Annotated in this window: 22 protein-coding genes; all 22 read right to left on the bottom strand. The window is 36.5% G+C overall.

Translation table 11 applies throughout. The annotated features are described in order from the left end of the window. Positions 1–111: 111 nt before the first annotated feature. A complete protein-coding gene (gene rny, locus J0N78_RS06980) occupies positions 112–1,677 on the bottom strand; it encodes a ribonuclease Y (RefSeq protein WP_209122311.1) in 1,566 nt (521 codons plus the stop codon). Between the two features lie 152 nt (positions 1,678–1,829). Then, complete coding sequence (locus tag J0N78_RS06985) at positions 1,830–2,495, bottom strand: ATP-binding protein (protein WP_209122312.1); 666 nt, start codon at positions 2,493–2,495, stop codon at positions 1,830–1,832. Further along, a complete protein-coding gene (locus tag J0N78_RS06990; RefSeq protein WP_209122313.1) occupies positions 2,488–2,742 on the bottom strand; it encodes a hypothetical protein in 255 nt (84 codons plus the stop codon). Before J0N78_RS06990 ends, J0N78_RS06985 begins: the two co-directional genes overlap by 8 nt. A gap of 15 nt (positions 2,743–2,757) precedes the next feature. Beyond that, the gene (locus J0N78_RS06995) at positions 2,758–4,194 is read right to left on the bottom strand and encodes an AAA family ATPase (RefSeq protein ID WP_209122314.1); all 1,437 of its coding nucleotides are present in this window, start codon (positions 4,192–4,194) and stop codon (positions 2,758–2,760) included. Next, complete coding sequence (locus J0N78_RS07000; RefSeq protein WP_209122315.1) at positions 4,181–5,176, bottom strand: metallophosphoesterase family protein; 996 nt, start codon at positions 5,174–5,176, stop codon at positions 4,181–4,183. The genes J0N78_RS06995 and J0N78_RS07000 overlap by 14 nt, the downstream gene beginning before the upstream one ends. Before the next feature lie 148 nt (positions 5,177–5,324). Then, positions 5,325–6,374, bottom strand: a complete 1,050-nt coding sequence (gene recA, locus J0N78_RS07005) for a recombinase RecA (RefSeq protein ID WP_209122316.1) — start codon at positions 6,372–6,374, stop codon at positions 5,325–5,327. 333 nt (positions 6,375–6,707) lie between these two features. Next, positions 6,708–8,303, bottom strand: a complete 1,596-nt coding sequence (locus J0N78_RS07010) for a DEAD/DEAH box helicase (protein WP_209122317.1) — start codon at positions 8,301–8,303, stop codon at positions 6,708–6,710. Positions 8,304–8,320: 17 nt separating this feature from the next. Continuing rightward, positions 8,321–9,553, bottom strand: coding sequence for a competence/damage-inducible protein A (locus tag J0N78_RS07015; RefSeq protein WP_209122318.1), 1,233 nt, complete (start codon positions 9,551–9,553; stop codon positions 8,321–8,323). Positions 9,554–9,607: 54 nt separating this feature from the next. After that, entirely contained in the window at positions 9,608–10,183 is a 576-nt protein-coding gene (pgsA, locus tag J0N78_RS07020; protein WP_209122319.1) for a CDP-diacylglycerol--glycerol-3-phosphate 3-phosphatidyltransferase, read from the bottom strand. A 34-nt stretch (positions 10,184–10,217) separates the two neighbouring features. Next, positions 10,218–10,712 (bottom strand): YajQ family cyclic di-GMP-binding protein, encoded by a 495-nt coding sequence (locus J0N78_RS07025; protein WP_209122320.1) that lies wholly within the window; start codon positions 10,710–10,712, stop codon positions 10,218–10,220. Between the two features lie 164 nt (positions 10,713–10,876). After that, a complete protein-coding gene (locus J0N78_RS07030) occupies positions 10,877–11,785 on the bottom strand; it encodes a helix-turn-helix domain-containing protein (RefSeq protein WP_374193886.1) in 909 nt (302 codons plus the stop codon). An 8-nt stretch (positions 11,786–11,793) separates the two neighbouring features. Next, positions 11,794–12,561: a YmfK family protein gene (locus tag J0N78_RS07035; RefSeq protein WP_209122322.1), complete on the bottom strand. Its 768-nt coding sequence runs from the start codon at positions 12,559–12,561 to the stop codon at positions 11,794–11,796. Positions 12,562–12,916: 355 nt separating this feature from the next. Next, positions 12,917–13,168: a DUF3243 domain-containing protein gene (locus tag J0N78_RS07040; protein WP_209122323.1), complete on the bottom strand. Its 252-nt coding sequence runs from the start codon at positions 13,166–13,168 to the stop codon at positions 12,917–12,919. An 87-nt stretch (positions 13,169–13,255) separates the two neighbouring features. Continuing rightward, positions 13,256–13,981 carry an elongation factor P 5-aminopentanone reductase gene (ymfI, locus tag J0N78_RS07045; protein ID WP_209122324.1) on the bottom strand — a complete coding sequence of 242 codons (726 nt, stop codon included), beginning with the start codon at positions 13,979–13,981 and terminating at the stop codon, positions 13,256–13,258. Continuing rightward, a complete protein-coding gene (yfmH, locus tag J0N78_RS07050; protein ID WP_209122325.1) occupies positions 13,982–15,283 on the bottom strand; it encodes an EF-P 5-aminopentanol modification-associated protein YfmH in 1,302 nt (433 codons plus the stop codon). Continuing rightward, positions 15,280–16,569: an EF-P 5-aminopentanol modification-associated protein YfmF gene (gene yfmF, locus J0N78_RS07055; protein ID WP_209122326.1), complete on the bottom strand. Its 1,290-nt coding sequence runs from the start codon at positions 16,567–16,569 to the stop codon at positions 15,280–15,282. Before yfmF ends, yfmH begins: the two co-directional genes overlap by 4 nt. Before the next feature lie 45 nt (positions 16,570–16,614). Next, the gene (locus J0N78_RS07060) at positions 16,615–17,340 is read right to left on the bottom strand and encodes a GntR family transcriptional regulator (RefSeq protein ID WP_209122327.1); all 726 of its coding nucleotides are present in this window, start codon (positions 17,338–17,340) and stop codon (positions 16,615–16,617) included. Positions 17,341–17,365: 25 nt separating this feature from the next. Beyond that, a complete protein-coding gene (locus J0N78_RS07065; RefSeq protein WP_280637184.1) occupies positions 17,366–19,693 on the bottom strand; it encodes a DNA translocase FtsK in 2,328 nt (775 codons plus the stop codon). 199 nt (positions 19,694–19,892) lie between these two features. Beyond that, on the bottom strand, positions 19,893–20,114 hold the full coding sequence (locus tag J0N78_RS07070; protein ID WP_209122329.1) for a YlzJ-like family protein: 222 nt from the start codon (positions 20,112–20,114) through the stop codon (positions 19,893–19,895). Next, positions 20,111–20,863: a ClpP family protease gene (locus J0N78_RS07075; protein WP_209122330.1), complete on the bottom strand. Its 753-nt coding sequence runs from the start codon at positions 20,861–20,863 to the stop codon at positions 20,111–20,113. The genes J0N78_RS07070 and J0N78_RS07075 overlap by 4 nt, the downstream gene beginning before the upstream one ends. A 472-nt stretch (positions 20,864–21,335) precedes the next feature. Beyond that, positions 21,336–23,003: a ribonuclease J gene (locus J0N78_RS07080; protein WP_209122331.1), complete on the bottom strand. Its 1,668-nt coding sequence runs from the start codon at positions 23,001–23,003 to the stop codon at positions 21,336–21,338. Positions 23,004–23,445: 442 nt separating this feature from the next. Further along, positions 23,446–24,312, bottom strand: coding sequence for a 4-hydroxy-tetrahydrodipicolinate synthase (dapA, locus tag J0N78_RS07085; RefSeq protein WP_209122332.1), 867 nt, complete (start codon positions 24,310–24,312; stop codon positions 23,446–23,448).

A 24,312-nucleotide genomic window follows, 5' to 3' on the forward strand; every position in this document is an offset into this window, starting at 1 on the left:
CATACTAACGTTATGTATATCACTACTTCAATCATAAATATAAATTATGTTTTTTTTCAAGTCATATATGATATCTCCTATGATGAAAAAAATAAAGTGGTTTTCACCACTTTATTTTGCATACTCAACTGCCCTAGTTTCGCGTATAACTGTAACACGAATATGACCTGGGTAATCAAGATCTTCTTCAATTTTTTTCGTGATATCACGAGCCAGTTTATAGGCTTGTGCATCATCAACAATATCCGGTTTTACCATAATACGAACTTCTCGTCCAGCTTGAATTGCATAAGTCTTTTCAACACCTTCAAAAGACTCGGAAATCTCTTCAAGTTTCTCTAATCGACGTATATACGTTTCTAGAGTTTCTCGTCTAGCACCAGGTCGTGCTGCACTTAATGCATCAGCAGCAGCAACGAGTGTGGCTATTATTGAAGTTGGTTCGGTATCACCATGGTGTGATGCTATACTATTGATCACAACTGGATGCTCTTTGTATTTTGTAGCAAGTTCTACACCTATTTCAACGTGGCTTCCTTCTACTTCGTGATCAATCGCTTTTCCAATATCATGGAGTAAGCCTGCACGACGAGCAAGTTGAACATCTTCACCAAGTTCAGCAGCCATTAGTCCTGCCAAGTAAGCGACTTCCATCGAGTGCTTCAAGACATTTTGACCATAACTGGTTCTAAACTTTAATCGACCTAATATTTTAATAAGGTCTGGATGTAAGCCATGAATTCCCATCTCAAAAGTTGCTTGCTCCCCGTATTCACGGATCGTTTCATCAACTTCGCGACGAGATTTATCTACCATTTCTTCAATACGAGCTGGATGAATTCGTCCATCTTGAACGAGCTTTTCTAAAGCTGTACGTGCAATTTCCCTTCGGATTGGATCAAAGCCTGATAAGATCACTGCCTCAGGGGTATCATCAATAATCAGATCTATCCCTGTAAGTGTCTCCAAGGCGCGAATATTACGACCTTCTCTACCAATGATGCGACCTTTCATCTCATCATTAGGTAAACTTACAACAGAAACAGTTGTTTCCGCCACATGGTCCGCTGAGCATCTTTGTATAGCTAACGAAAGAATTTCTCTAGCTTTCTTATCAGCTTCTTCTTTCGCTTGCGTTAGTCGGTCTTTCACTAACACAGCCATTTCATGAGTAAGATCTTGCTCAACTTCGCTTCGAATAGCTTCTTTCGCTTCTTCTCTGGAAAGTCCAGAAATCCGTTCGAGCTCCGTCTTCTGCTTGTTCAAGATTTCCTCCACTTTGCTATCCATCTCTTCAATATGTCGTTGTTTTTTGGCGAGAGACTCCTCTCTCTTTTCTAATGATTCCTCTTTCTTATCTAGAGTTTCACTTTTACGGTCAAGGATCTCTTCTTTCTGAACCAAACGATTCTCTTGTTTTTGAATCTCATTTCTACGTTCACGAATCTCACGTTCAGCTTCTATGCGAAGTTTATGAACCTCGTCCTTAGCTTCAAGAACGGCTTCCTTCTTACTAGCTTCAGCTTCTCGTTTCCCATCTTCAACAATCTGTTTAGCAGCTTGTTCCGCACTAGAAATTTTCGCTTCGGCAATGGATTTTCGAACAAGATATCCAACAACTGCACCAACACCTGCAGAGACAACAAGCAAAATGGAGATGAGTAAGACGTTTTCCATGTAGTCACCTCCTCTTGCTATCTAATTGTTGGTTCCAAAAGTCATATTATCATTCGTTAATTATTGTGCGTTAACTTACACACCTCATGAAGGAAACATGACATTTTAAAATGCCGTATTCTTTTTAATTGTATAGTTGGATAATTTTGTTGTCAAGCATTGTCAGTTCGATTCACTTCACTCATGCCATCACGAATGTCTACGTAATAAGCACGATCACCTGATTGTGCCAAAAGTTGGTTATGTGTGATCATAATAATTTGCCGATTAAACATCGTACTTATTGATTTAAGAAATTCATATAAATAAAGAACGTATTCTCCTGAAACATGTTTCCCAGGCTCATCAAGTAGAAGAGGTCCCTCCATCTTCGGTTGAATGGTTTCAATGAGTGCAACACGTAAGGCTAATGTAACAATATCTACTACACCACCACCACGTGCTTCTTGTGGTTTCGTCTTTACTTTGATCCCTTCATAATCAGATACGACGTAAAATTCAGCAACGGGTTTATTACCTTGTTCATCAATTTCAATTTGAAATTCAAATAATGGACCAAAAATAAACTGTAATGCATTTGTTACTAAACTTTCAATTTGCTGCTTAGCTTGTTCACGTGCGTACTCAGCAGACTGCTGTAATAGAATTCTTGCTTTTTCATAGGTGTCCTTTGTTTCATAATATTGTTCTAATGTACTCAACTTTTCTTCTAACTGTTCTGTTAACAATTTTCGGTTTGCATCCAATCGAAGCCATTCATTTTTTGACTGTTGTAACACCTTTTCTAAGTCATGAATAGACTGTTGAAATTTACTCATGCTTTCCCATCAATTCTTTTGGAATCATGGCTTTTGTTTCTGCTAACCCTTTCACAATTGCCTCTTCTAACTTTTGAATTTCTTCTTCTAGGTTTTCAGGCTTTACACCGAGCTCTTCTAGTTCATTTAAAAGTCTTCTTTGTTGGTTTTCTAACTCCTCTAGTTTTGCCTCTGCACGGTACCGCATATCTTTTGCTTTATCAATTGCTTCTTTTATTTTTGTAAGTTCATGTTCAACATGCTTCAATTTTGCCCACCACCGTTATGTTAATAATTTTTTTATCGCTGTACTACTTAAGTGACCACCACAAGTTGGGCACTTTCCCTTTTCGAGTAATCGCTGCTCATACTCTTGTCGTAACTGTTGTTCTTCTTGTTGCTTTTGTGAAATAAAGGTAACACCATCCTGGAGTCGTTTCTTTACATCTACTAACTTATCTTGTATTAGTTTATATTTCTCTAATTGTTGAATATTAATTTGTAAATTGTCATGTCTTACTTCACATTGCTTTGTTAGCTTTAAACGATTGATCGTTTTTCTCAATGTATTGGCCTGGTCGATATTTGACTGATATCGGAGTTGTAGATGGCGTAGTTCGATAGTCACCCTTACTTTGTTAAATAATTCTTGGACCTTTTGTTCTTCAGAATGGGTTGCAAACCCTGTCTGATTGATTATTACCTTTACATCTACTAAACTACGATTTAAGTGATTATACATATCATTTATTTGTTTGACTTGGTTAAGACGATCATATTTTTGCGTTATCGTTGTTGCATTCTTCTTTGCGAAATCTACATTATTCGTTTTTTTAATCCAATGTTTACACGTATTCATTGCTTTGTTTACTTCAATTAGTTGATCGTGCTTTATTTGGAAGGATCTCTTTTTTTCATTGATAAATTGCAATCTTTCTAAATTTCGTTTCCATTCTTCTATCTCCTTCAGAATGGTTAGACGCTTTTCAACTTTTTCTTTTTCTTTCACAAATTCCTGTAACTGCCTTTTTAAAAGTTCTAGCCTTGATCGTTTAGCATCTTTTTCTTTTAGAAGATGAAATTTACGTTCTGATACGTCCAGCTGTTCCTTTGCTTTGTCTAAAAATTGATACGGAGTGATTTTCTCTTTCAATACTTCTACTTCTGTTTCGACGTGTCTCGTTTGTTGTTGGAGCTTCGCCACATCCTTAGTTGTGTCTCTTACAGCCATATCAATATAATGTGCTCCACTAATTCTTCCAATCGTCTTAGCCCTTACTGAGGCTGTCTGTTCAAGTAAAAATGGACCGTCTAATTGCTGAGAAACATTTAGTAATAATTCCATATCTCGATCAATTCGCAGTGGATAGATTTCATGAGCATCTAGTACTTCTTGAGGAACATGGATACCGAATCCTTCTAAAACGAGTTCGTCTTTTCCAGGTTCCTTAATAATATAACGATTCTTTGAATTAGTTCTCTCTCTTACAATACTACACTCGCTAGCAAACGTTAATGTGACACGGACAAAATCTCCACCAACTCTCATAAAATCGGTACCTCGAGGTTGATTAAATAAAACCCAGCGTATCCCTCTCAAAATAGCTGTTTTCCCACTATCTGACTGCCCTACAATGACGTTGAGTCCGTTTGTAAACGAGATGGACGTATCGAGGTGGGACTGAAAATTTTCAAGACGAACCTCTTTAATCCAATTCATGGTCTCCACCCTTCCACAACTCTTCAATAACTTCAATTCTTCGTAAAGCTTCTGATTTTACCTTATCATCTACATTTGACATAGAGGCTATTTGAGTAATGATCTGCTTCATATTTATCGTTTGGAATTCAGACTGCTCTTTCACTTGCTGAATAAATGAGTTTAGCTTTTCTTCTTGATGAACAGCTTTTTCAAGAAAACTACGATCTAATACCTCTTCACCCTTTAGTGCAGTTTGTAGAGGCACTTCAGTTAACTTAATTCCATCCTGTGAAACATCGCCAATAATCACCTTTGGAATACGGCTAATTTCAGACCAATGATTATTCACCCTTGCAATTGCACCGGGGTTACATATATACTTTCCATCTCTTTCTTTAATTCCAAACCCACCATGAAAATGGCCTGTTAAAATGATATCCGCCGTAGTCCCCCAAATGTGGTCGATTATCGTAAAAGGAATTCCATCTGGAAGGGCCTTTTCCACAAGCATACTATGAACGAGATGGATTAGTATGTCTGCACCACATTGATTCTCAGGGTAATAATCAAGCTTTGCATCCCGTTGATCAATATCATAATGGTACGGTTGCCCTGATACTTGAACCTTAATACCATTTTTTTCAATCAATAAAGGGGTATCTGGAGAAATCACTGTAATAATACCAAAAGCATGTAATAGGCCAAGCATCGTCCTTGAAATTGTTTCAGGATTATGACCGTACGTGTCGTGGTTACCTGATATGGCATAAATAGGGGCTTTCGCTTGACGAAAAATTTGAGCAAATTGTCCAACAACGTTTGGTGATAAGTCTGGACGATCAAACACATCCCCTCCATGAAGCAGAACATCTACGTTTTCACTTTGACTAATCTCCATAATTTCTACTAGTTTTGCTTTTAGAGTATCAACAAACGTATCCAGTCGATTTTTAGGCGTCGTCCCACGAATGTGCGTATCAGTAAAGTAAAGAAACTTCAAACAGCACCCCTCGCTCTCTTAAAAAGAATAAGCACCCCTAAAGGTGCGGTAAATTGTTCTGATTGTTGTTCCTTTTTGAAAGCAGAATACGCCTAATAAAAGTGTCGTTTTATTAGACGTCATTCTGCACTATCCTATTATAACTCTATTACTTTAAATCTAATGGTAAGTCTTCAAACTCACTTTCACTAGGAGCTTCTACTGTAATCTCACCGTCAAGTCCATGATGCGTACGAATTAATTTCTCGATTTCAGCAGTTAAATCTACATTCTCTTTTAAAAATTGCTTTGCATTTTCACGTCCTTGACCTAGACGTTCGTCATTGAAGGAGTACCATGCCCCACTCTTTTGAACGATATCGAGATCTGCTGCAATATCTAAAATAGATCCTTCTCTTGAAATACCTTCTCCGTACATAATATCTACTTCAGCTGTTTTGAAAGGAGGAGCTACTTTATTTTTTACGACTTTAATTTTTGTCTTATTTCCTACCATGTCGTTACCTTGCTTTAATGTTTCAGCACGTCTAACTTCTAAACGAACAGAAGAATAGAATTTCAGTGCTCGACCACCTGGAGTAGTTTCTGGATTTCCAAACATTACGCCTACTTTTTCACGAATCTGATTAATAAAGATTGCAAGTGTCTTTGATTTATTTATTGCTCCACCTAGTTTACGAAGGGCTTGAGACATAAGTCGTGCTTGCAATCCAACATGACTATCACCCATTTCTCCTTCAATTTCCGCTTTTGGAACAAGAGCTGCCACGCTATCGATAACAACGATATCAACAGCCCCACTGCGAACTAGTGCTTCAGCTATTTCTAGCGCTTGCTCACCTGTATCAGGTTGTGATAGCAATAACTCATCAATATTTACACCTAATTTTTTAGCGTAAACCGGGTCAAGAGCATGCTCTGCATCGATAAAAGCAGCTTGTCCACCCTGGCGTTGCACTTCTGCAATTGCATGCAGTGCAACTGTCGTTTTACCTGAAGATTCAGGTCCATACACTTCAATAATTCTCCCACGTGGATACCCACCTACACCAAGAGCAATATCTAATGCTAATGCACCACTTGAAATCGTTGATACTCTTGTTTCAGCCTGCTCCCCCATCTTCATAATAGAACCTTTACCAAATTGCTTCTCAATTTGTCTTAACGCCATCTCTAATGCGGCTTTTCTGTCACTCATTATGTCATCTCCTCAAATATATGAAAATATTTTTTACCACTTCAAAGGCCATATTTTTAATACGCACATTGAATTTTTATATCAACCAAGTACGTAGCAACATATCTCATATGTCTCTACTTATGATAACTTGTTTTTTTTATTTTGCCAATAGATTTTACGAACATTTATTCGTTTTTTATTTAATGTATATAAATGGAATTAAGTAATGAGAAGGGAAATTAGAAGAGTGAGATAACATATAAACAAAGTGTCAGGCACCTCAACCATGATATAAGCTTAACAGCTAAGATCTTCAATTGAGGGGCACAGACACTAATAAGTCTTATATTATCATTTTAATGGGCGTTTTTCACGTTTTGGACGTGGTTTAGCTGGCTCTAAATTTACTCGAGCACCATTAATCCGTGAATATCGAAGGGCTTCATAAACAAACGGTGCAACTTCTTCAGGAACTTCAACAAATGTAAACTTATCAAAAATATCGATTCGTCCAACAGCTTTACCTGGTATGCCAACGAGTTCAGAAATTTCCTCAATCAGAATTTTTGGACTCATATTTACATTTTTACCAACATTGATAAAGAAGCGAACCATCCCTTTAGCACCACCGGTCTCACCGAAGTTATAGCCATCATCATCCATCGTATTATCATTAAGGAAGTTTCTCTTAAGCAAAGCAGTAACAACTCTTTCTGCTGGGTATGTGTTAAGAAGTTCATGAACTAGTGGCGCAAACCATTCGCTATCTTTATCTTCATTCATTGCTTCTTCAATTTGCTTCTTCCATGTTTCTTGTTGTTTCTCTATCACTTCAGCAAAGGTTGGCACGTTTTCTGAAGGAATCGGCATCTTTATCTCATCTTCTATCGAACGCAAATGTTTCATTTCTCGTGGTGTTACTAATGTCAGCGCTAGCCCTTTTCTACCCGCACGTCCTGTTCTTCCAATTCGATGTACGTAGCTCTCAGGATCTTGCGGGATATCGTAGTTAATGACGTGGGTTACATTATCAACATCTATTCCACGGGCTGCGACATCGGTTGCAATTAAAAATTCGATTGTTGAGTCTCGGAATTTCTTCATGACGTTGTCACGTTGTGATTGCGTTAAATCCCCATGTAAACCATCAGCAATATATCCTCTCGCCTGAAGTGCTTCGGTTAATTCCGAAACCCCTTTTTTCGTACGACAAAAAATAATTCCAAGATCAATTTCCTCACTATCAATAATACGACAAAGTGAGTCTAATTTATTACGTTCCAGCACTTTATAGTAGACTTGATCAATTGATGGTGCAGTAACCTCTCCTTTACTGATTGCAACCAGCTTCGGCTTTTTCATATATTTGTATGAAAGTTTTTTTATTGGAGGAGGCATTGTCGCTGAGAACAATAAAGTTTGTCGTTCACGGTTTACCTGCTTTAAAATGGCTTCAATGTCTTCAATAAAACCCATATCTAACATTTCATCTGCTTCGTCAAGTACTACCGTATGTACTCTATCAAGAGTTAATGTCTGTCTTCTAATATGATCTGTAATTCGACCAGGAGTACCTATAACAACTTGCACCCCTTGTTTCAATGCTCGAATTTGGTGTGAAATCGATTGACCTCCATAAATAGGTAATGTTCGTATTTTTTTGTACTTCGTTAACTTTTGCAGTTCTCCTGAAACTTGAATCGCTAATTCACGTGTCGGCGTTAAAATAAGTGCTTGAACATAGCGGTCCTCTGTTACTTTGTCTACAACAGGAATACCAAACGCGGCAGTTTTTCCTGTTCCTGTTTGAGCTTGTCCAATTACATCATCCCCAGATAAGATGACAGGGATTGCCTTTTCTTGGATAGGAGATGGCTCTTCAAATCCCATATCATGAATTGCTTTTTTCACTTGGTCTGTAATATTAAAATCTTTAAAATAACTCATGCTCTATAATTCCACCTTTATAATTCTTTCAGCAAGTAATAGCAGCCATATTTTACAGATCGTTCTCTAATTTGTCCGCGAGTACCAGATAGATTTAATGAAAATGCTTTTGACTCGCCATTTGGTAAAGCAACACCAATAAATACAGTACCTACACCCTTACCCTCAACTTGATTCGGTCCTGCTACACCTGTAAAACTAATCCCAACATCAGCTTTACATAACCTCCTAATACCTTCTGCCATTTCAATAGCACATTCGTTACTGACCGCACCATACTCTGCTAATGTATTTTTTGACACCGAAAGGATTTTCTCCTTCATTTCGTTAGAATAACTTACGACACCACTAGAAAAAACTTCAGAAACACCCGCATAATTTGTAAGTTGTTGACTAAACAATCCACCTGTTAAACTTTCAGCGGTTGCTATTTTGATTTTTTTTGTTAATAACCTATTCACTAACTCTTGCATAAGCGATGTATCATCATAGCCATAAAAAAACGACCCAACTCGAGCTAGTATTTTAGCCTCTAATTCATCTAATAATGAGAGCGCTTCTACTTTTTCATTATGCTTCACAGTTAAGCGTAACGTCACATCCCCATCGCCTGCTAGCGGTGCAATGGTTGGGTTACTTTGTGCTTCAATTAAATCTATTAGAACTTCTTCAAGTTTAGCCTCACCAATGCCAAAGAACCGAAGGACTCTTGAATGAATAATAGACTGTTCATGCAAGTGCGCTAATAAATAGGACTGTCCATAAGTAGTAAACATTGGCTTTAATTCCTTTGGAGGACCAGGTAATAACATATAATGAATGCCATCTTTACATATTGCCATTCCAGGGGCCATACCATGATCATTATTTAAAACGGTAGCTTCTTCAAAAACTAGAGCTTGTTTTTTATTATTTTCTGTCATAGTTCTCTTACTATTAACAAAGTAAGCTTCGATACGTTGCAATGAAGGCATATCGTAATTCAACGAGCAATTTAATAGTTCCGCAACCGCTTCTTTTGTTAAATCATCTTTAGTCGGCCCTAGGCCTCCTGTAATGATAATAAGATTCGCTCTCTTTTTGGCTTGTTTAATGGCTTCTTGTAGACGGGTCTTATTATCGCCTACAACTGTATGGTAATAGACGTTAATGCCGAGTGGAGCTAGTTGTTGAGATAGAAATTGACCATTTGTGTTAGCAATTTGACCTAATAAGAGCTCCGAACCTACAGCAATTATTTCACTGTTCATTCATGCACCTCACATACAGAATTGTTGACATGAAAATACCAATATATGGCTGAATTATGCCTTTAAGAAAATATGTTTATTTTTCATAAAATAATCGATGCCCGAAATAATCGTTAATATGGTTGCTATCCATAACATAAGCTTAGCAAACGGGAATCCTAATGGTGCGAACGGAAAATTATGTAACATCAACGTAGAGATAGCAATAATTTGAAATACCGTTTTGAGCTTACCTAAAGGGCTAGCAGCAATAACTGAACCATCAGCAGCTGCGACGAGTCTTACACCAGTAACAGCAAATTCACGGCTTAAAATGACGATAACCATCCATGCAGGAGCCAATTGTAATTCAACTAGAGAAATCAGAGCAGCTGTAATTAATAGCTTATCCGCTAAAGGGTCTAAAAACTTCCCTAGATTTGTTACAAGCTTATATTTCCTAGCATAATAGCCATCTAACCAATCTGTTGCTGCAGCGATAATAAAAATTAACGCTGCTATAAAATGGGAAACTGGAATAATTGTACCAAGTATTTTAATGGTTCCTAGGTCCATTGGAACAATTAAAAATATCATAAAGATGGGAATAAGACAAATTCTAGAAATTGTAATTTGATTTGGAACGTTCACAAAGATCCTCCCTAACTTTAACTTTTCAACTTATTTAACGCATATTGACAAATTGAACAGGGAACTCCAAATCTTTTGATTTTATTAGTTGAATAACATCCTGTAAGTCATCGATGTTTTTTGCAGTCACTCGAATTTGCTCATTTTGAATTTGCGCTTTTACCTTTACCTTAGAGTCTCTTATTAATTTTGTTACCTCTTTCGCCCGTTCTGTACTAATGCCGGAAACAAGTGTAATCACTTGACGAATAGTCCCACCTGATGCTTTTTCAATTTTACCAAAATCCATTGACTTTTGTGAAAGGCCACGTCTAATAAATTTACCCTTTAACACATCAATAACACTTTCTAACTTGTATTCATCATCAGAAATCAACGTTATTTTGTCATTATCTGTACGTTCTATGGAACTCTTAGACCCTTTAAAGTCGTATCTTGTTTGGATTTCTTTTACAGCTTGTTGTATAGCATTATCTACTTCTTGTAAATTAATTTCAGAAACAATATCAAAAGAATGTTCTTTAGCCATAATTTTACATCCTTCCTTACTTTAAAAAGTATATACCCATGTCAACTTAATAACTATTGTACCATAGGTTATACCAAATTGAGAAATTGTTGTAACATTGTTATAACCTACAATATTAACACATAAGAAGAGCGAAGAGGATGACTGTACTCTTCGCTTATTGATTATTGATTTGCAGGTTGAAAAACAATCGTTATTTTTTGGTGAACAACATCAAGTGGAAGTTCAAATGGTTCATCATTAATTTCCATAGTTACATTTTGCGAAGCACCAAGGTTGAAAGTGATTTCTTCTTCTGAACTAAAATCATATTCTAATTCATCTCCTCCTTTTGCTTCAGATGCATAAAAAGAGTTCCCTTTTGCATTTTGAATTCCAACGTAGCTTCGCCCAGTAAAGGAGAGCTTAACTTCAAATGTATCGACCCCATCTAATGTATAAAAGCTCTGGTTACCAGATATATTTGTTTGAGTAAGCTGTTGCTCTTGTGTTGGTTCTTCAACCACTTCTTCAGCTGGGACTGCCTGATCCTCATCTGTTTGATCTTGCGCTTCATCTTCTTCATTTGGTATTCCTTCTCCAGAAGGGATTTCTTCACTAATTTCTCCTTCAAAAGCATCATCTTGTTCCTCTGTGATAACTCCATCTGCACCATCTTTGGTGTTCATTTGGGCAAAAACCCAAATAACACCAAAAACTACTATAATAATGATCCCAGCGATTAACGCAGGAATTATTGAATAGCCTTTTGTTTTTTTCTTAGAATTAGTTGGTGTTTTTTTGGCGCGGACAGTTCGTCTAGAAGGTAATTCAGGTCCTTCTTTATGAGGGTTAGGTAGTTCATTACCAAACTCTTGAAGAATTTGTTCAGCGTCTAACCCAACAGCTTCGGCGTAATTTTTAACAAATGCACGTGCATAAAACTTTCCTGGTAGCGCATCAAAATTACCTTCTTCAATTGCGAGAAGATACCGTTTTTGAATCTTCGTTGTCTTCTGTAAATCATCTAGGTTTATTTCTTTTTGTTCTCTTGCTTCTTTTAATCTTTGGCCTAATTCAGACAATGAAAACACCTACCAACTTAACTAATATCGAAAGATGAAAAACCAGATTCAACGACATCATATGAAATCTCCTCTGACTCATCGTTTCGCAACTCAATGATTGTATCGAAATCGTCTAATGTAAATTCAGTTTCCCTTACAAAAATATCAGGGTGTTCAATAACCTTGACTGCCGGAAGTCTCATCACATCATTTACTAATATTCTGTGTTTTTCAGTTGCTCTCATCGTAGACACAATTCCATCAATAATATAAATATGATTTCCGCCCAATTCATCATCGGCTAACTGACTTCTTACAGTTTGTCTAAGTAATGTCGATGAAATAAAAGACCACCTTTTATTTGCACAAACACTAGCTGCTACAACCGATTCGGTTTTTCCAACACGAGGCATACCACGAATTCCAATTAACGAATGTTCATTCTTTTTCATTAGCTCTGCCATAAAATCAACTAGTAAACCCAATTCATTACGTACGAAACGAAATGTTTTTTTATCATCTGCGTCACGTTCAATATAACGTCCATGACGGATCGCCATTCGATCTCTTAAATGAGGTTCACGTAGCTTTATGACTGTTATATTGTCAATTGTATTAAGTATTGAATGAAACCTTTCAATTTGGTCATCACAAGTACTACGAATGAGCATACCACGCCGTCTGTCTTCAACTCCATTTATTGTAACAATATTAATGGATAACATTCCAAGGAGTGATGCAATATCCCCCAATAATCCAGGTCGATTTTTATGTATTTGATACTCTAAATACCATTCTTTCATATTTTGTACCCTCCCTCCTTTGATTAAAGGTTATCCCATTTGAGCTCATCTTGTTTGAGAACTTTGTATATGTATTATTTATTCCAAACATTTATTTTTATTAATAAATAAAATTGTTTTGAATTATCAATAAATTAATCAGTATGAATCATTTGCCATTTGAACTTCTATAATATCATTTTACGCTAATACTTGTCGAATAAACAAGTCATTTCTATTGACTTCTCATAGTTTTTCACATCACAATTAATTTTCAAACATTTTTCTAACATCACTTGAGATGCTGTTTGTCATGTTCTATTTTTTATTTCTCTTTACAACGAAAAAGTGCTGCAAATCATTGCAGCACCTTCGATTATTGATTGTTTTGTATAAGCTTCACCATCATATTGGCAATAGCGTGTTGTTCTTGCACATCTGCTACTTTCCATAAATCAGCTAAAATACGCTCTTGTTCATTTTTAGGTTCAACTTGTTGTGCTAAGTATTCTCCTACTTGATAAGCTACATCGGAAATAACGGCTTGGTTCATTCCCTCATTTTGTGCTTGGTTAAGACGATCTCCTAGAAAGTCCTTCCACTGATCCCAATTATCTAAAACTGACATATTTATCCCTCCTTAATATTAAGTTCAAACATAGTTTTTCATGAAAGAAGGGATATTATGCAAAATGAATATGGCAAAAAATTGACGTTAACAATACCATGCACCATTTACCGATATAATTTGGCCATTAATATAACTAGCTTCATTTGATGTCAAAAAAGACACGACATTAGCTACCTCCACAGACTTACCTAGTCTACCCATGGGAATTTCTTCTTTAAGCATATGTATTTCTTCTTTATTAAATTGTGATAGCATATTTGTTTCTATTGCTCCTGGTGCAACACCATTGACACGAACATTAGATAAACCAACTTCTTTAGCTAATGCTTTAACAAATGAATTTAGCCCTCCCTTTACTGCAGAATAAACTACCTCACACGAAGCTCCAGTTAATCCCCAAATTGAGGAAATGACCATGATATTACCACTTTGCTTTTTAATCATGGATGGTAATAACGCTTTTGTGATTTGAATAGGTGATGCCAAATGAAGCTGGATGCTTTTCTCGATTTCCTCATCTTTCATGTCTGTTAATAAGCCATAGTAGGTTGAACCACTATTATGAATAATAACATCAATTGGTTCATGTAGCTGCTTTACTAGTCGAGTTGCTGATGCTTTTTGTGACAAATCTGCTTGAATAAGATGAACGTCAACACCATAAGCCTTACAATTATGAGCGACTTTTTGAATGTTTTGCTCATTCTTATAATAGTGTAAGTAAAGTGAAAAACCACGGGCAGCCATTTTTTCAGCAATGGCTGCCCCGATATCTCCACTTGCCCCAGTAATTAAGCAAGTTTGATTCAATTACTCTTCCTCCGTATATCCTTCAGATTTTACTTGACATACTGTAAATCGTTCAAAGTTAAAATGGTCTTTCATTATTGTTGTTAATGTATCCACGTTTATTTTTTCTAACATCGGCACGACATCGAATAGGTTCATATCATTAAACTGATAGCGAGTAAATTGGTTTGCAATGTATTCAGGAGAATTTAGTGACCTTAAGAAAGATCCGATCTTCTTTTTCTTTGCACGTTCAACTTCTACTTCATTCAACGGATTAGAAATAAAATCCTCGACCAGTGTTTTTATTTTATCAGCTAAGCGGTCTGGATATTTCGTGTCTCCTCCAAGTATAGTAAAGCCAAATCCATATTCTGCTGAATAATCAAATGAAAACGTCTCATCGATTAACCCTGAATCATACAATTCCTGATAATTCGTAGAACTTTGACCAAACATTAAATCAAGCAAAATATTCATTCCAAGTTCATGCTCTAGCAATTCCACCCCTTGTTTTGTCGGCTTTCCTTCTTTAAATCCGACGAGGCATTTTGGTGTTTGTACACTCATCTTAATAACATGTTTCTTCTTTGCGACCTCTTCTCCTTCAGCTGGGAAGAATCGTTGAATTTGCTCTGGTTCTTTAAAAGTTTTCGCCTGCTGGTTTTCTTTTATAAGCTGTAAAATTTCATTAGGTTCAACTGGTCCAACAACAAACATCAGCATATTACTCGGGTGATAAAACGTCTCGTAGCATTGATATAATAAATCTTTCGTAATTTTTGAGATTGAAGGGATCGTTCCAGCAATATCGATCTTCACCGGATGATGCTCATACATGTTTTCAATCACACCAAAGTACACGCGCCAATCAGGATTATCATCGTACATGTTAATTTCTTGTCCAATAATTCCTTTTTCTTTCTCAACACTTTCTTCAGTAAAATATGGATGTTGGACAAAGTTAAGTAAGGTTTCAATATTTTTGTTAACATTTGCAGTACTTGAAAACAAATAGGCAGTCCTTGTAAAACTTGTGAATGCATTTGCCTGTGCACCTTGCTTACTAAAATCTTGAAATACATCCCCATGTTCATCTTCAAACATTTTATGTTCTAAAAAGTGAGCAATTCCATCAGGGACTACGAGCGCTTCTTTTTGATCAAGTGGAATAAAATGGTTGTCAATAGAACCATATTTAGTTGTAAATGTTGCATAGGTTTTATTAAATCCTGTTTTCGGAAGGACGTACACATCAAGACCATTATCTAATTTTTCATAGTAAAGCTTCTCTCTTAGTTGCTCAAATTGGATTTCCTTCATGCTGTCGCCCCCTCCTTTCCTTTTAGGAAATAGATGGTATCTAACTGAATTTGATTAGCAATTTTTACAACATCTTCTTTTGTTACACTATTAATTCCAGAGATCCAATCTTCGAGTGAACGTTCTTTATTAGCAACGACGTTGTGGTACAAGAGCTCAGCAAAGCCTCTCGCTGTATCAGCTGTTTCAAGTATCTGATTATTAATCATAGCTTTCGTTTGATCTAACTCCCCATCAGAGAATTCACCTTTTTTCATGTTTTCCATTTGTTCGTTTATTATAGAAACCGCTTTATCATAATTCTCAAACTCAATACCAGACATAACCATAATTATTCCTTTATGGCTTTCATAACGAGAAGCAGCATAATAAGCTAAACTCGCCTTTTCACGAACATTAATAAATAGCTTTGAGTGAGAAAATCCACCAAATAGCCCGTTAAAAACTTGAAGTGCATAGTACGCATCATCTTTAAATGTTGTGTAGGTGCGATACCCCATATGGAGCTTTCCTTGCTTAACATCTTGTTCATCAAATACCGTATTGACTTCTTTAATTTCCTTTTGTGTCGTTTGTACTTCAATCCCAGAATTTGATCGTCCTTCGGGAAGTGTGAAATATTTTTGAACCGTATCTTTTACAGCATCTGTATTAATATCACCGATAATATACAAATCCATTTTATCTTCTTTTAATAGCTGTTGATAATAAGCAAACAGATCTTGTTCAGATAAGGCATCGATCTGTTTTTCATCACCATGAACCGATAAAGCAAACGGCTCTCCTTTACACATCTCTTCTGTAATTCTCATATTCGCATACCGCATTTTATCATCGAAGACAGATTTAATTCTCTGTTTTAATGAACGCTTTTCACTTTCAACAATTGACGTTGCAAACTTCTCATTCTCTTGTTTTGGTTGAAGTAAAACTTCAGCTAACAGTTGAACTCCTTTTTCAAATAAAGGAGTAGATTCTTTTAAAAACTTTTCATTCGCTATATCCATGCGAAAACCAATGACATGCTCTTCGCCCTTCTTTTGAACATCAACAGACAAACTCGCTCCGTAAAGTTCATCTAACCGATTTCTAAGCTCTTTTCTTGTTGGTGAATGAGCTGTTCCACTTTGTAATATATGTGGGATTAGTGCCCTTTTTGTAACAGTACCAGCCTGTAATGGTGCCTTTAATAGTAAAACAAGTGTGGTCGTTTTATACTTCGGTGTATTTACCATATGTAAATGTAACCCATTCAACTCACTATGAATTTCTTGAAGCTCGTTCATTTTATCACTCCCTGCTTGAGATTACACTCTCTACCTAGCCTTATGTTATGCTTTTATCCGTTTTCTTACTACTTTAAACTTAAATTTATCCGCCCGAAAATAATTAAGCGAAAACAAAATAGGGTGATCAGTCTCGTCGTAATGCATTTGCTTTAATAATAATAATGATGTTTCTGGCTCACAGTTTAATATGGGTGAGATCGTTTCATGATAACCAACAGGAACGATTGTTGTTACTGCGTAAGAAATATTATGACCGATACTTTCTAGAAAGTTAAAAATGGATCCAATTTCATGAATCGAATGTTTCCCAAGTATCTCTTCTGGAATTCGGTCTAAACAGTAGACGACAGGTTCATCGTCAGCTGTTCGTACTCTTTCAATAACAACACAGTTCTTCATTTCTTCATTACTAAACCGGTTTCTATCATCATCTGTTGCTTCCTCAACATGAGATGATAAAAATATTGTTCCAGGTGATTTCTTAGCATTTACAATCATATCAGAAACACTATATAACTCTTCAATACCCGAAGAGAACAATGGCTTTGAATGGACAAATGTACCTACACCATGTCTTCGTAGAACTATTCCTTCATCTTCAAGGATTCGTAGTGCCTCTCTTAATGTTGCTCTACTAATACCTAACTGCTTTGATAATTCAAATTCAGATGGTAATTTTTCACCTTCTTTAAATACTTGTTGATCTATATCATCTTTAATTCTATCTATGACTTGTAAATATAATGGACGATTATCGGATTTAATCATTCTCCCCACTCCTTAACCAAAGCTATTATTGTGCAGAAGCTTCTTCTGGTGATTTTGATACTAACACTTCTCGCGGTTTACTACCCTCGTACGGACCAACGATCCCTCTTGCTTCCATTTCATCAATAAGTCTAGCTGCTCTTGTATACCCTATTCTAAATCTACGCTGAAGCATAGAAACGGATGCTGTGTTCATTTCCATTACTAACTCAACTGCCGACTGATACAATTCATCTTCTACTTCTTCAGCTACCTCTGGCTCTTCCGAAGGTGTCATTTCTTCTTGATACTGTGCTTTTTGTTGACTAATAACAAAATCTACAATTGTTTCCACTTCATCATCGGATAAAAATGCACCTTGTACTCGAGTTGGTTTAGTTGCTCCTACCGGCAGATACAGCATATCTCCTCGCCCGAGAAGCTTCTCAGCCCCCCCACTATCAAGGATTGTTCTAGAATCAGTCTGTGAAGATACTCCAAAAGCGATCCTAGAAGGAATATTTGCTTTAATCACACCAGTAATTACATCAACAGATGGACGCTGTGTTGCTATAATCATATGAATACCTGCTGCACGTGCCATTTGCGCTAATCGAGTAATGCAATCTTCAACATCTCCAGATGCAACCATCATTAAATCCGCTAACTCATCTACAATCACAACGATATAGGGTAATAACGGCTGTTTTGCATCGCCATTATCATTTTGTTTCTTTATTAAATCGTTATATCCTTCAATATTTCTCGTTCCAGAATGTGAAAATAAGTCATAGCGACGTTCCATTTCACTAACGACTTTTTTTAATGCTTGAGAAGCTTTTTTCGGTTCAGTGACAACGGGTGTTAGTAAATGTGGGATCCCATTATATACATTTAATTCAACCATTTTTGGATCGATCATCATTAATTTTACTTCATGGGGCTTTGCTCTCATAAGTATGCTTGTTATAATCCCGTTAATACAAACACTTTTACCGCTACCTGTAGCACCGGCTACGAGTAGATGCGGCATCTTATTAATACCTGCTAAAACTGGTTCCCCTGAAATATCTCTACCTAAAGCAACCGAAAGTGGGTGAACTTCTTGACGATTTTTTGAAGAATCTAACACTTCTCTTAATGTAACAATAGCCACTTCTTTATTCGGGACTTCAATTCCAATAGCAGATTTTCCAGGTATAGGTGCTTCTATTCGAATATCTTTTGCGGCCAAAGCAAGTGCTAAGTCATCTGCTAAATTAACGATTTTACTAACTTTAACACCGACACTTGGATGAACTTCATATTTTGTAACAGCTGGTCCAAGGTGGACATCTGTTACTTTTGCCTTAACTCCAAAACTTTCAAGCGTCTGCTCTAATTTCTTTGCATTTGCAGAAATTTGTCTCTTTTCCATATGTTGACCATTATTATTCGGTAAATGAAGTAATTCTAAACTCGGTAATTGATAATGTTCATTCGCCATTTCCGTCATAATTAACGGTTGTTGTGGAATTTGATCTGATTTTTCATTTTTCTTTTCTTTTACTTCTATTTGTGTTCTCACTTCATTTGATAAAGGTAAAGTTAAATCTGGTTCTTCTTTCCGGTCATAAGATTGACTTGTAAAATCATGAATGACAGGCTCTGAAGGAGCTGCAATCTGTCCATCATTTTCTTCTACCTTTTGTTCGTTTTTCTCTTTTTGTCTTTCACGTCGCTCAGCTAATTTTCCTATAAATTCTTTTTTCCAACTTTGAAATAGTCCTAGAAAGAATCGAAAGACAGCTCCACTCATGTGCTTTCCGAGGTTAAGGATACGATTAATTATTTCTGAAAGTGATTGATTCGTAATTAACAATATAGCTACAATCATACAACAAAATGAAATTAAATACGTTCCCGGTGCATCAAACAAAAAGTGAGTAGCAGCATAACCAAGTGCACCTACCATTCCACCACCTAGATCATTAACTGGGGCTGCTTGTTGAACTTGCATCCAAAATAATTCCCATGTATTTCGTAATACTGAAGGGTCTTCAAACCCTTCTTTACTGGCCAATACTTCAAATAAACGCACATGGCTTAATAAAATAAATGAAAATAAAAGTAAATATAGTCCTGCTAATCTTCTTGTCCAAAATGAAGGTACTTTTCTCTTAATAATAATATAAAGTGAAAAAATAAATAGACTAATCGTCAGAACGACATGCCATTCACCTATAAAAAAGCGAAATAGATATACGAATACATCACCGACACTGCCTAACCTTGCAAAAGTAATTATTGACAAAATAAATAAGGATAAACCTATGAGTTCATACGTTAATTGCATTTTCCACTCTGTTTTTTTCTTTTTTCTTTTTTTAGACATCATTTCACCCTCTATAGCGACTTATTATATGAAATTACACTGGTGCTTGTCTCATGAAGTGAAAGTTGTTTTATAAATTCACTTTCCTCAAAAAACTACTGCAAATCTTTTCCTTAAGAGAAGAAAAGCAGCCAAATTTGGCTGCTTCAACCAAGTTGTGTACTAAGATTATAACATAATACAAAACTTGTCTACATAATTAAAGTTGTGGTTTTCCCATAATAACTCGCCCTGGTGTATAGTTTTCGTTTAAATAATGGTGAGGATTACTACTAATAAGTCTAATGACTTTATATTGTGACTGGCCGATATCTTCTACGACTAATAGTCCTCCTTCCACCGGTATTGTTTGTTGGTTTGCAAAGCTACTTTCATCTTGCGGAAATATCATTTCTTCAGGGAGCATTGTATACAATATCATTGGACGATTTCACCACCGTCTGTATGTTCAGATCGACGTTCATCAATTAATGCATTTAATTTCTTTAATGCCTGACCTATTCCGCCTACTTCATTAATAAGCCCATATTCTACAGCGTCTGTTCCAACAACATTTGTACCAATATCTCGAGTTAAGTTACCTTTTGAAAACATAAGCTCTTTAAATTTCTCTTCATCAATAGTTGAATGTTTTGTCACAAAGCGAATAACCCGTTCCTGCATTTTATCTAAATATTCAAAGGTTTGCGGTACACCTATTACAAGACCTGTCAATCGAACTGGATGAATCGTCATTGTCGCCGTTTCTGCAATATAACTATAATCAGAGGCTGTTGCAATCGGTACCCCAATGGAATGCCCTCCACCTAATACTAGTGTTACGGTCGGCTTGGACATCGAAGCAATCATTTCTGAAATAGCTAATCCTGCTTCTACATCACCGCCGACAGTATTCAAAATAATGAGTAGTCCTTCAATTTTTGCATTTTGCTCTGCTGCAACAAGCTGAGGAATAATGTGTTCATATTTTGTAGTCTTATTTTGTGGTGGTAACTGCATATGTCCTTCAATTTGACCGACAATTGTTATGCAATGTATGTTTGAAGCATCCATATCAGGAACATTCGTTTGACCTAATTCTTGAATTTTATTAACAATACTCGACTTCGGATCAACAGCAGGCTTTTCATCACCTTGTGACTGTTGTTGGGTTTCGTTCGTTTCAGTCATATTTTCGTCCTCCTTTATATGTAACTAATGTTAGTATGTCGTGATCCTCACGAATAATTCCCATTAGAAAATCATAATGAAGGATAAATTCCTTATAAGAAAAGCGGAAGGTGTCTGCTTATCGGCGACAAGCGCTGGCCAGCAATTAGTGTCTTGACTTTTGGACACGTTTGATGGACCGAAGCGACCTCGAGCCGATGACACCTGCAGCTAGACATCATCTGAAAAATTATACTTTTTTTCTTATAAAAAGGCTGTTTTCGTAAACTTTGTTGCTTTTGGACCGTTTTTTTGAAAATAAAATAGCCTTTTCAAGACAAATTCATTTGTCTGATCGGCTATTTTATTTTCAAAACCTTCACGCTATGCGTGAAGAGCCAAGCATCCGCTTGGCTTACGGTCCAAAAGCTAAAAGCAACAATCTTTGAGAAAAGAGCCTATAAAAAAGAAGCGGATCCTCCGCTTCTTCCTTTTATACTTCCATAATGATCGGCAAAATCATTGGTCTACGTTTCGTTTTTTCAAATAAATAACGACTTAACACTTCTCTAATATTGCTTTTTAGTGACGACCACTCGTTTACATTTTCAGTAACACATTTTATTAAGGTTTGTTGCACCATGTTAGTTGCTTCTTCAAGAAGCTTCTCTGATTCTCTAACATATACAAACCCTCTTGAAATAATGTCAGGACCTGAAATAATTTCCCCGTTTACTTTATTTAACGTAACAACAACAACTAGTATTCCATCCTTTGAAAGTAAGCGACGGTCTCTAAGTACGATATTCCCAACATCTCCAATACCTAATCCATCGATTAACACATTTCCAGAAGGAACTTTACCAGCTTTTCTTCCTGTACCATTGTGAAATTCAACTACTTCACCTTTTTCAATAAGGAAAATGTTCCCGCTATTCATACCTACTTCTAATGCGAGATCACGATGGGCAATTTGCATTCGAAATTCGCCGTGAATAGGTATAAAGTATTTTGGTTTCATGAGGTTGAGCATTAACTTCAACTCTTCTGCACTCCCATGTCCAGAAGCATGTACTTTTGTATGTCCGTATACCACTTCAGCTCCAATTCGATAAAGTTGATCAATAATCTTGGACACTGATTTTTCATTACCTGGAATTGGTGAAGCTGCAATCATAACTGTATCCTCACTAGAAAGAGTAATTTGTCGATGAGCTCCTTTTGCCATTCGAGTAAGTGCACTCATAGGCTCACCTTGGCTCCCTGTAGTAATGATTGCCACTTGTTCAGGACGATACTTTTTTACTTCGTCTATCTCAATAAAAAGATCATCTGGAGCGTTTAAATATCCTATATCATTGGCTATCCCGATTACTTTCTCCATACTTTTACCAACAATCGCTACTTTTCGGTTTGCTTTGGCAGCTGCTTGAACGACTTGTTGAATTCTATGCACGTTTGATGCAAATGTTGTGACAATAATTCTGTTCATTGTATTTTGAAAAACATCTGCAATTCCTTGTCCGACAACAGTTTCTGAAAGAGTATGTCCAGGCCGTTCAGCATTTGTACTATCGGATAACAAACAAAGCACACCTTGATTACCAACTGCAGCCATTTTACCAATTTCTGCATGCTTCCCATCAACAGGTGTTTGATCGAACTTAAAATCTCCTGTGTGTACGATTGCTCCATAGTTTGTTTGTATGATAACTCCTACTGAATCTGGGATGCTGTGATTAGTTCTAAAAAAAGATACCGGTGTTGAGCCGACCTTTATTTCTGAATTACTATCGATTAACTTAAGTGTAGTTGAAGTATATATTCCAGCTTCACGAAGTTTCGCCTCTACTAATCCAAGTGTTAATTTCGTTCCATGCACGGGTACTTTTAACTTTTGTAAAATATATGGCAATCCACCAATATGATCTTCATGACCATGAGTTAGAATAATGGCACGGACACGGTCAGCGTTTTCAACTAGGTAGGAGATATCCGGGATGACAATATCGACACCCAACATATCATCATCTGGAAACATTAAACCAGAGTCAATAACGATAATATCGTCATCCACTTCCACCACGTACATATTTTTGCCTATTTCGCCGACTCCCCCTAAGGCAAAAACTCGTATCTTTTCTGTATTTACTTTTGACAATTCACGTTCCTCCTAAATGCTACAATGAAATAAATTAAATGATACAAATACACTGACTAACTCAACAAAATTTGATACTTTTTTCTACCTTACTGCAATGATAACTCGTCGTAGACTCGGCAGATTTCCCTTTTATTAGACACTAAATAGACTATAGGGAAACAGCGTGTCCCTATATGCATTCAGCATCTCTATTTGTAGAGGTAGTCTTTTTTCTATGCTTTTTAGTGAATTAAACTAATTAACCTGCAATGCTTTCATACATGTCCATTTCTTAGTGTCCTATAAATTATTGGCGTGCCATCTGCCATAAATACGGTTATTCCATTTGCCATTAAAATTTACCCGAACTACTCACTTGTTTGTAGTATAACTTAAACATCAATTAGAAAACAAGATGTATCTAGAAAAATTGGTATAATAAAACAGCTGAACCAATGGTTCAGCTGTTTATAATTTCGTATAAAATTTCTCGTTCTACTTGGGATAGGGGAACAAGTGGTAGTCTTACACTTCCAACGTCAATCCCTTTTATTAGTAGAGCCTCTTTTACACTAGATGGATTTGGAGTTAAAAATAACCCTTTCATTACTGGGAGTAACTTACGATGTAACATTGCAGCTTTGCTAATATTACCAGCCTGATAGGATCGAACCATTTCTTGCAACTCATTGCCAATAATATGAGATGCAACTGAAACAACCCCATTTCCCCCAATCGCTAATGAAGGTAACGTTAAACTATCATCTCCACTATACAACGTAAAATTGTCTTCGGTTTTTTCGATAATCGCAGCCATTTGCTCTAAATCACCGCTAGCTTCTTTAATCGACACAATATTATTTACCTTTGAAAGTTCTACAATTGTATCAACTGTCATATTTACTATAGAACGACCTGGAATATTATAAAGCATTACTGGCAAAGTTGTTGAACTCGCTATCGCCTTAAAGTGTTCGATCATGCCTTGCTGTGATGGTTTATTATAATAAGGAGTAACTGCCATAATTCCATTTATACCAAGCATCGCTGCTTTTTTTGTCAATTCGATTGAAGCATGGGTATTGTTTGTTCCTGTTCCAGCAATGACTGGAACTCTCCCATTTACTGCTTTAACGACAGTTTGAAAAAGAGCAAGCTTTTCTTCTGTCGTCAATGTCGGTGACTCACCCGTTGTACCAGCAACAACAAGCCCATCGGATCCATTATTGATAAGATGCCGAACGAGTAATTCTGTTTTGTGATAATCTATATTACCCTTTTGATCAAAAGGAGTAACCATCGCTGTTATGACCCGACCAAAGTTCAC

Origin of the sequence: Alkalihalobacillus sp. BA299 (genome assembly GCF_017745675.1) — a bacterium.
GTDB lineage: Bacteria > Bacillota > Bacilli > Bacillales > Bacillaceae_F > Alkalihalobacterium.